Source organism: Streptomyces triticirhizae (genome assembly GCF_003696235.1).
GTDB lineage: Bacteria > Actinomycetota > Actinomycetes > Streptomycetales > Streptomycetaceae > Streptomyces > Streptomyces triticirhizae.
Genome location: NZ_RFFJ01000221.1, coordinates 1 through 9,115 on the forward strand (window position 1 = coordinate 1; position 9,115 = coordinate 9,115).

The window sequence follows — 9,115 nt, forward strand, 5'->3', positions numbered from 1 at the left end:
TCCGGCGAGCGGCTCGCCGCCCCTGGTCCGGCGCCGCTGCCGCTTGGGCCGGGCGGCGCGCCTGGGCTCCTCGGCGACGGACTTGGCAGGCCCGCCGCGCCGCCCGCCCCGCCGGGCCTGCGGTCCGCCGAGGTCCTCGACCTCCTCCGCGTCCAGGCCCGCCCTGGTGCGCTCGGCGCGCGGCAGGGTGCCCTTGGTGCCCTCGGGAATGCGCATCTCGGCGAAGAGGTGCGGCGAGGTGGAGTACGTCTCCGGCGGGTCGGGGAACGCGAGCCCCAGCGCCTTGTTGATCAGCTGCCAACGCGGGATGTCGTCCCAGTCCACCAGCGTGACGGCGATGCCCGCCGCGCCCGCCCGGCCGGTGCGGCCGATCCGGTGCAGATAGGTCTTCTCGTCCTCGGGCGTCTGGTAGTTGATCACGTGCGTGACGCCGTCCACGTCGATGCCACGGGCCGCCACGTCGGTGCAGACCAGCACGTCGACCTTGCCGTTGCGGAACGCGCGCAGCGCCTGCTCGCGGGCGCCCTGGCCCAGGTCGCCGTGGACGGCGGCGGCGGCGAAGCCCCGCCTGGTCAGCTGGTCGGCCACGTCGGCGGCGGTGCGCTTGGTACGGCAGAAGACCATGACCAGGCCACGGCCCTCGGCCTGGAGGATGCGCGCCACCATCTCCGGCTTGTCCATCGAGTGGGCCCGGTAGACGTGCTGGGCGGTGTTCGCGACGGTGGCGCCCTCGTCGTCGGGTGCGGTGGCGCGGATGTGCGTGGGCTGGTTCATGTAGCGCCGGGCCAGCCCGATGACCTGCCCGGGCATGGTGGCGGAGAAGAGCATGGTCTGCCGCTTGGCCGGCAGCCGCTCGATGATCTTCTCGACGTCCGGCAGGAACCCGAGGTCGAGCATCTCGTCGGCCTCGTCCAGCACCAGGCAGCGGATCTCGGTCAGCCGCAGCTTCCGCTGGCCGGCCAGGTCCAGCAGCCGGCCCGGGGTGCCGACGACGACGTCGACGCCCTTGGTCAACGCCTCGACCTGCGGCTCGTAGGCGCGGCCGCCGTAGATGGACAGCACCCGGACGTTGCGCGCCTTGCCGGCGGTGAGCAGGTCGTTGGTCACCTGCTGGCACAGCTCACGGGTGGGGACGACGACCAGCGCCTGGGGCGCGTCGGTGAGCTGCTCCGGGGTGGCCCGGCCCGCCTCGACGTCGGCCGGCACCGTGACGGCCTCCAGCAGCGGCAGCCCGAAGCCGAGGGTCTTGCCCGTGCCGGTCTTGGCCTGCCCGATGACGTCGGCTCCGGCGAGCGCGACGGGGAGCGTCATCTCCTGGATGGGGAACGGGGTGGTGATGCCGACGGCCTCCAGGGCCTCGGCGGTCTCGGGCAGAATCCCGAGATCTCGGAATGTGGTGGTAGCGGACAGGGTGGTTGCCTCTTCTGTGTGACGCGGCACACGGCGGCGAGGCGGGTCTGTGGACCGCGCCGCCTCCTGGCGGCCCTTGCGGGGCCGGCCGGCGGGCGCGGGACCCGGTCGTCTCGCTCAAGCGCACGCACCGCGCGAGCGGGTCCCTCGGATCGCGGCCCGTGCGGGGGGCACGAACCGTGTGAGGGCTGGTCACGTTCGGAGCCGATCGGGGCACCGACCGGACATCCGCAGGGCCCCTGAGGCTCCGGTCTTCCCGGGCCCAGGAGACTCCAGCTTGGGAATCAGGACCCGCCACACCCGGGCGAGTCTCCTTAGCACTGTACCCCGGAACGCCGCACAAGTGTCAGGGCGCGTTCCGGCTGCCCGGCCCCGGGAGGCCGGCCAGGCCGAGGGGGCGTGGGTGGCCTGCCCTGGGACTATCCTGCTTGGCCATGGAGACGCCGCAGAACCCAGCCGAGGAAGCCGCCCCCGAACCGACCGCCGAGACGGCGCTCACGGGGATCGCCGCGAGCGACTGGGCCGAGGCGTCGCGTGACCCGCGCTACCGCGCCGCCGTGGTGGACCTGCTGGGCGCGCTGGCCTACGGGGAGCTGGCGGCCTTCGAGCGGCTGGCCGAGGACGCCAAGCTGGCGCCCGGCGTCCCCGACAAGGCGGCGCTGGCCCGGATGGCGTCGGCCGAGTTCCACCACTTCGAGCAGCTCACCGAGCGGCTGCGGCAGATCGACGAGGACCCGACGGAGGCGATGGCCCCGTTCGCGGCGCCGCTCGACGAGTTCCACCGGCTGACCGCGCCGTCCGACTGGCTGGAGGGCCTGGTCAAGGCGTATGTGGGCGACGCCATCGCGGCCGACTTCTACCGCGAGGTGGCCTCCCGTCTCGACTCCGACACCCGGGGCCTGGTGCTGCGGGTGCTCGACGACACCGGGCACGCGACCTTCGCGGTCGAGAAGGTCCGCGCGGCGATCGAGGCCGAGCCCCGGGTCGGCGGCCGGCTGGCGCTGTGGGCCCGCCGCCTGATGGGCGAGGCGCTCTCCCAGGCCCAACGGGTCGTCGCCGACCGCGACGCGCTCTCCACGATGCTGGTCGGCGGCGTCGCCGACGGCTTCGACCTGGCCGAGATCGGCCGCATGTTCTCGCGCATCACCGAGGCCCACACGAAGCGGATGGCCGCGCTGGGCCTGTCGGCCTGACCCCCGCCACGCGGGGCGCTGGCCGCGCCGGCGGCGCCGGCCGGGCGTGACTGTCAGTGGTGACCGTTACGCTCGGCGCGACCGGCGTTGAGGGGGCGGACCATGAGACCACCAACCGAGTTGGACGACGTTTCCTGGCATGAGCTGACCCGTGCCTTCCGCCCGGCGGACGACGTGCCCGAGCTGGTCTCGCCGCCCTCGCTCAGGGCGAGCCCACGGAGGTGAACGGGCCGCGTGCGGGCGGCGGTTCCGCCGCCGTCCGCGCCGAGGTGTGCCGGGAGCTGCCCGGGCTGATATCCCGGAGCGCCGACGGCCGTGCCCTTCGCGCCGCCGCCTCCGCCTTTCCCGAGGCGGTCGACCGTCTGACACCGCTGCTCCGCCGCCAACTCGCCGCCGGCGCCGAGGGGAACGCCGCCATCGCCCTGGTGGAGGCCCTGGCCCGGCTGGGCCCGGCCGCCGGGGCCACGGCGCTGCCGGAGCTGACCGACCGCGTGCGCACCGGCCGCGCGGCCCCGTCGGCCGCCCGCCAGCTCGGAGAGTTCGGCGCCGTGCCACCGGAGGCGGTCGCGCTGCTGCGCGAAGCGTCGCGGAGCGCCGACCCGGCGCTCGCCGCCGAGGCGGCCGTGGCCGGACACCGGCTGACCGGCGAGGCGGGCCCCGCCCCGCGCACGCTGGAGCACCTGCTCACCACCGGGGCGTCAACGCGGCCGGCGCTCAACGCCCTTGAGCCGCTGGGGCGGGCGGCGGTCCCGCTGCTGCCGCTGGTCGAGCCGCTGCTGACGGCGCGGGACGCCTGGACCAGGCTGGCGGCGGCGAACGCCCATCGCTGGCTGACCGGCTCCCCCGCGCGCGGCCTGCCCGTTCTCACCGAGTTGGTCGGCCCCACCCCGGTCGGGCTGGGTGCCCTGCGGGCGCTGGCCGCGGTCGGCCGGCCACCCGAGGAGTCGCTCCCCCCTCCTCCGTTCCCTTGTCGCCTCCCCGAGCCGCCTGCTCGCGGACACTCCCTTCGCCGAGTCCGAGGACCACCCGGACGAGGAGCCGCGCGCGCTGGCCGCGACCCTGCTCGCGGCCTGGCAGCCGGCCCGGGCGCGCCGCTAGGCTCGCCCGCATGGCGACTGCGACGGCGGTGGGGCGGGACGGGTTCGACCGGGCCCTGGTCGAGGAGGCGGCGCGGAAGTCCGCGCTGGTCTGGGTGCGCGGCCCCGAGGGGCCGGCCCGCGCGCTGTGGCACGTCTGGCACGAGGGCGCCGTCTGGCTGGTCGGCGGCCCCGGCGAACAGCCGCTGGACGGGCTCGGGTTGACGCCGGGCGCGCGGGCCACCGTGAGCTGCCGCAGCAAGGACAAGGGCGGACGCCTCGTCGTCTGGGCGGCCGAGGTCGCCGAGCCCGACCGCGAGGACCCGGACTGGGGCCCGGCCGTCGCCGAGCTGGCCGGCAAGCGGCTGAACGCGCCCGACACCGCGCGCCTCACCGAGCGGTGGGCCGCCGAGTGCCGGGTGCTGCGGCTGAGCCCGGTGGGCGAGCCGCTTCAGCGGCCCGGCGCCATGCCGGACGGTGACGGCGCGGCCGCCCCGCTGCCCACCCCGGCCAGCACCCGGGTGGCCACGCCCAGCGGGCTGCCCACCCGGCGCCGCCGGAGCCGGCCCGGCCGGCGCGGCTGAACGGGGACCGTCAGTCCGACTCGTCGGGGAGCATCGCGTCGCCGTAGTCGACGATCTCCTCCTCCGGTGGCGCGTGCAGGCTGAAGTCCTGGTCCCAGTCGGTCAGTCGGAGGTCGCCCGCGTCGCCGCCCCGGTGCAGCCGCAGCGGGTAGGGCGTGCCCTCCAGCGAGACGTCCATGGTGCCGCCGGCGCCCTCCGCCGCGTTGAGCTGGATGGTCGCCACCCCGTCGACCTCGCTCCGGTCCCCCGTGGTGCGCTCCCCCTCCAGCACCAGCAGCGCCTCCAGCAGCGCGTTCTTCTCGGTGAAGCCGCTCAGCTCCGCGTAGGCCGGGTCGTCCGGCGCGACCAGCACGTACTTGCCGTCGAGCTTCTGCGTGGGGTCGCTCTCCAGCTCCTCGGGGATGCCCTCGGTCTCCCAGAACGCGGCGTCGGCCTTCACATACATCTGCTCACCGACCCGCAGCAGTTCGAAGGTGGTGCCCTCCGCCGAGACCTCGCCGACCCCGCCGTCGGGCCCGATCCGCATGTCCAGCCGGTAGGAGCTGCCCTCCGCCACCACGGTGCCCGACAGCCGGACGGTGGCGGCGTCGGCGGCGGCCGTGCGGGCGCGTTCCTCGATGTCCTCGGGCGCCAGGTCCTCGACCCCGTTGGTCTCGACGGCCGGCTCGTCCGAGCCGCAGCCGACCGTGCCGAACCACAGCGTCAGGCCGGAGACCACGACCGCCGCGCGCCGGCGCCAACCGGTGCGCGGAGCGGGGACACGAGCTGTCACGGTGAGTGCCTCTCTCCCGGTGGGCCGCTGGCTGGCGGCAGCGTACCGGCAAGGCGACGAGCCCGGGAAAGGGGCGGTCCCGATGCCGGGCGGTCGCGCCGTACCATCGGGGTCATGGCTACCGACATTCCCCCAGCGACCGGCGCCACCGGCACCCTGCCCACCGAGGACGACGTGCGGGCCGCGCTGCGGCGGGTGAACGACCCGGAGATCCACCGCCCGATCACCGACCTCGGCATGGTGAAGTCGATCGCCGTCGAGGCGGACGGACGAGTCACCGTCGGGATCTATCTGACGATCCAGGGCTGTCCGATGCGGGAGAACATCACCTCCGACGTGCGGAACGCGGTCGGCGCGGTGCCCGGGGTGCGCGAGGTGGCCGTCGAGCTGGACGTGATGAGCGACGAGCAGCGCAGGGAGCTGGCCACCACGCTGCGCGGCGGCCAGGCCGAGCGCGAGGTGCCGTTCGCCCAGCCCGGCTCGTTGACCCGGGTCTACGCGGTCGCCTCGGGCAAGGGCGGCGTGGGGAAGTCCTCGGTCACGGTGAACCTGGCGGCGGCGATGGCGGCCGACGGGCTCAAGGTCGGCGTGGTGGACGCGGACATCTACGGCCACTCGGTGCCCAGGATGCTGGGGACCGACGCCAAGCCCACCCAGGTGGAGAACATGATCATGCCGCCCACCGCGCAGGGCGTGAAGGTGATCTCCATCGGGATGTTCACCCCGGGCAACGCGCCCGTCGTCTGGCGCGGCCCGATGCTGCACCGGGCGCTCCAGCAGTTCCTCGCCGACGTCTACTGGGGCGACCTGGACGTGCTGCTGCTCGACCTGCCGCCCGGCACCGGCGACATCGCCATCTCGGTGGCCCAACTGGTGCCGGGCGCCGAGATCCTGGTGGTCACCACGCCGCAGCAGGCGGCGGCCGAGGTCGCCGAGCGGGCCGGCTCCATCGCGGTGCAGACCCACCAGAAGATCGTCGGCGTGGTGGAGAACATGGCGGGCCTGCCCTGCCCGCACTGCGGCGAGCTGGTGGACGTCTTCGGCACCGGCGGCGGCGAGCGGGTCGCCGAGGGGCTGACCAGGACGACGGGCGCCAAGGTGCCGGTGCTGGGCAGCATCCCGATCGATGTGCGGCTCCGCGAGGGCGGCGACGACGGGCGCCCGGTGGTGCTCTCCGACCCGGCCTCGCCCGCCGGGTCGGCGCTGCGGTCGATCGCCGCCTCGCTGGGGAGCCGGCAGCGGGGGCTGGCCGGGATGTCCCTGGGGATCACCCCGCGCGGCAAGTTCTGACGGCCTCGCGGGGGGCTGCGGCGGCTGTTGGGTGCGCGGCGCTCAGCCGCGCACCGAGTAGCTCTCGATGTCCTTGATGACGGCGAACCCGAGTCCGTAGGCGCTCATTCCGCGCCCGTAGGCCCCGATGTGGACCCCGTGGGGGGCCGCCCCGGCGAGGACCCAGCCGTACTCCGACTCCCGGTAGTGGAACGGGGTGGGCACCCCGTCCACCGGAAGCGAGAGCGCGCTCCAGCCGCTGCCGCCGAGGTCGTCCGCCAACTCCCAGGCGATGTTGGTCTGTTGCTCCAGCCAGTCCTGGCGCAGCGCCCGTTCCATCTGGGCGGGCCAGGTGCACGCCAGCAGCCCCGAGCCGGCCAGCCAGGCGGCCGAGGCCGGCGAGGTGGCCTCCAGCAGGCCGGTGCCGTCGGGGCTGCGCCGCACCGGCCGCTCGGCGACGGTGACCACCATGGTGAACCGCTGGTCCTCGTGGCCGAGTTCGGCGCGGAGCGTGGGCTCCTGGCCGTGGCCGGTGGCGCCGTGCTCGACGGAGCCGTCCGCCCCGGTGCCCACCTGGGTCAGCCAGCGGGGCCCCGTGAACGCGTCGTCCAGCCCGTACCAGGGAAAGTCAGCCGCGAGATACCCCTCGATCACCGGCCGGGGGCCCGGGACGCCCCGGACCTCTCCCCTGCCGGGATCGTCGCCTGTCGCGTCGTGCGGCTCCGCTCGACTCGTCGTCTCCATGTGCCGACGCCTCCTCATTGCCCTCGTCCTGGGCACACCCCGGACATGAGGAGGATAGCTACCCGGCTCGACCCTGTCGGGCGCCCCCGGGAACCAAAGGTCGGCATATGCCCCGAAGGGGCCGAATCCACTCAGGTGGCGTCGGCGTCGAACGGCGTCGCGTCGGCGGCCGGGGAGGCCGGGGCCGAACGCTCGCTCGCCGGCGCGGGGGCGGCGGCCTCGGAGGCGGCCTCGCCGTCCTTCGCCAGCGTGACGGAGCCGGCGTCGCCGTCCTTGCCCAGCTTCACGGAGCCGGCGGCCGCCGGCTTCGCCGAGGAGCCGGTGCGCTGCTTGGCGAGGCTGGTCCTGGCGGCGCCGCCCGGCTTGTTCCGCGCGGGCCTGCTCGTACTCGTCCGACCGTTGACCGCGTCGGTGACCTCGGTCAGCTCCTTGCGCACGTCGAGGTCCTTGGCCAGCTCGCGCAGGCCGAGATCCTCGTTGTCGAGCAGGTGCTTCCTGGCGAAGTTCTTCGGGTTGAGGTCCTCGAACTCGAAGTCCTTGAAGTCGGGCCCCAGCTCCGAGCGGATGTCCTGCTTGGCGTTGTCGGAGAACTCCCTGATCTTGCGGATGAACTGCGCCACCTCGCGGATCATCTTGGGGAGCTTCTCCGGCCCGAAGACCATGATGGCCAGGACGATCAGCGTGATGAACTCTAGGGACCCTATATCGAAGAACACCTGACAGCTCCCTCACGCAAACGAGTAGATGGCCACGGTACCCCGGCCTCCCCGGGGGACGGGAGACCACCGGGGCCAGCAACGGGTAAAACGCGGGTGAAGGGCGGGCTCGGCCGTCACCCGGGCCGGCGCCGGGGTCATTCGGCCGAGGCCTCGCCGAGCACCACGTCGAGAAACAGCTCCCGGCCTTCCCGCTCGATCGTCAGCGTCAGCTCGTCGCCGGGCCGGTGGCTGCGAATCCTGATGATCAACTCGTCGGAGTCGGCGACCCGTTCGCCGTCCACCTCGGTGATCACGTCGCCGTCCCGCACCCCGGCCTCGTCCGCCGGGCCGCCGGGCACCACCGCCGCCTCGTCGGTGGAGCTGCCGACCCGGGCGCCGTCCCCGGTGAACCGGGTGTCCAGGCTGACCCCTATCACCGGGTGGGTGGCACGGCCGGTGTTGATCAGCTGCTCGGCGACGTCCTTGGCCTGGTTGATCGGGATCGCGAAGCCGAGCCCGACGCTGCCCGCCTCGGCGCCGCCGTTGTCCACGGAGCGGATCACGCTGTTGACGCCGATCACCCGGCCCTGGGCGTCGGCCAGCGGGCCGCCCGAGTTCCCCGGGTTGATGGGGGCGTCGGTCTGGAGCGCGTTCACATAGCTGATGTCGGAGCCGTCGGCCTGCTCGCCGCCGGCGGTGATCGGGCGCTCGGTGGCGCTGATGATGCCGGAGGTGACCGTGCCGGCCAGGCCGAACGGGGAGCCGATGGCGACCACCGGGTCCCCCACCCGCACCGCGTCGGAGTCGCCCAGCTCCAGCGGGGTCAGCCCGGAGACGCCGGAGACGCGCACCACGGCCAGGTCGTAGCCGGCGTGCTGGCCGACCACCTCGCCGCGCACCGTGTCGCCGGTGCTGAACGTGACCTCGACGGCGGCGGCCGCGCCCGGGCCGCTCACCACATGGGCGTTGGTGAGGATGTGGCCGCGCTCGTCGAGGACGAAGCCGGTGCCGGACTGGCCGCCGGCCGCGTGCAGGGTGACGACGCCGGGCAGCAGCGCGCTGGCGATGCCGGCGATGCTGCCGCGGGAAGCGGCCGACGAGCCGGCGGAGGTCTGGGGCAGCCGCACATCGCTGAACGCGCCCTCGCGCTCCAGCCAGACGCCGACCATGCCGCCGATCACGCCGGCCAACAGGGCGATCAGCGCCGCGCCGGCCACCAGCCTGGCGCCCCGGCGCCGGGCGGGCGGCGGCGCGGAGGACGAGGACGGCGGGTGGGCCACGGCCACCGGCGTCAGCGGCGCCGGGGGCGAGGCGTGCGGCGTGGCCCAGGGGTTGTAGCGGTGCGGGGCGATGGCCGGCGCGGGCTCCG

At 74.6% G+C, this 9,115-nt stretch carries 8 protein-coding genes and 1 pseudogene; 4 read left to right on the forward strand and 5 right to left on the reverse strand.

All coding sequences use genetic code 11. From position 1 onward, the window contains the following. Positions 1-1,537: pseudogene (locus tag EBN88_RS25940) on the reverse strand (DEAD/DEAH box helicase); the annotation flags it as partial. 307 nt (positions 1,538-1,844) lie between these two features. Between EBN88_RS25940 and EBN88_RS25945 the strand changes: the two are divergent. From EBN88_RS25945 to EBN88_RS25965, 3 genes are all read left to right on the forward strand, one after another. Continuing rightward, positions 1,845-2,603 (forward strand): ferritin-like fold-containing protein, encoded by a 759-nt coding sequence (locus tag EBN88_RS25945; protein WP_122399485.1) that lies wholly within the window; start codon positions 1,845-1,847, stop codon positions 2,601-2,603. Positions 2,604-2,705: 102 nt separating this feature from the next. After that, a complete protein-coding gene (locus tag EBN88_RS32465) occupies positions 2,706-2,828 on the forward strand; it encodes a hypothetical protein (protein WP_267902607.1) in 123 nt (40 codons plus the stop codon). An 883-nt stretch (positions 2,829-3,711) separates the two neighbouring features. Beyond that, positions 3,712-4,263: a hypothetical protein gene (locus EBN88_RS25965; RefSeq protein WP_122399488.1), complete on the forward strand. Its 552-nt coding sequence runs from the start codon at positions 3,712-3,714 to the stop codon at positions 4,261-4,263. A 10-nt stretch (positions 4,264-4,273) separates the two neighbouring features. Here EBN88_RS25965 and EBN88_RS25970 read toward each other — a convergent pair whose 3' ends face one another. After that, complete coding sequence (locus EBN88_RS25970; RefSeq protein ID WP_122399489.1) at positions 4,274-5,035, reverse strand: hypothetical protein; 762 nt, start codon at positions 5,033-5,035, stop codon at positions 4,274-4,276. A 114-nt stretch (positions 5,036-5,149) separates the two neighbouring features. On the opposite strand from EBN88_RS25970, the gene EBN88_RS25975 reads away from it, so the two are divergent. Continuing rightward, the gene (locus EBN88_RS25975) at positions 5,150-6,325 is read left to right on the forward strand and encodes an Mrp/NBP35 family ATP-binding protein (RefSeq protein WP_122399490.1); all 1,176 of its coding nucleotides are present in this window, start codon (positions 5,150-5,152) and stop codon (positions 6,323-6,325) included. 42 nt (positions 6,326-6,367) lie between these two features. Here EBN88_RS25975 and EBN88_RS25980 read toward each other — a convergent pair whose 3' ends face one another. The 3 genes from EBN88_RS25980 to EBN88_RS25990 all read right to left on the reverse strand — a co-directional run. Continuing rightward, a complete protein-coding gene (locus EBN88_RS25980) occupies positions 6,368-7,048 on the reverse strand; it encodes a hypothetical protein (protein ID WP_199742486.1) in 681 nt (226 codons plus the stop codon). A 131-nt stretch (positions 7,049-7,179) separates the two neighbouring features. Continuing rightward, a complete protein-coding gene (locus EBN88_RS25985; protein ID WP_122399492.1) occupies positions 7,180-7,764 on the reverse strand; it encodes a sec-independent translocase in 585 nt (194 codons plus the stop codon). Between the two features lie 137 nt (positions 7,765-7,901). Continuing rightward, positions 7,902-9,115 (reverse strand): S1C family serine protease (locus tag EBN88_RS25990; RefSeq protein WP_233580968.1); only part of this gene is annotated, 1,214 nt, incomplete at its 5' end.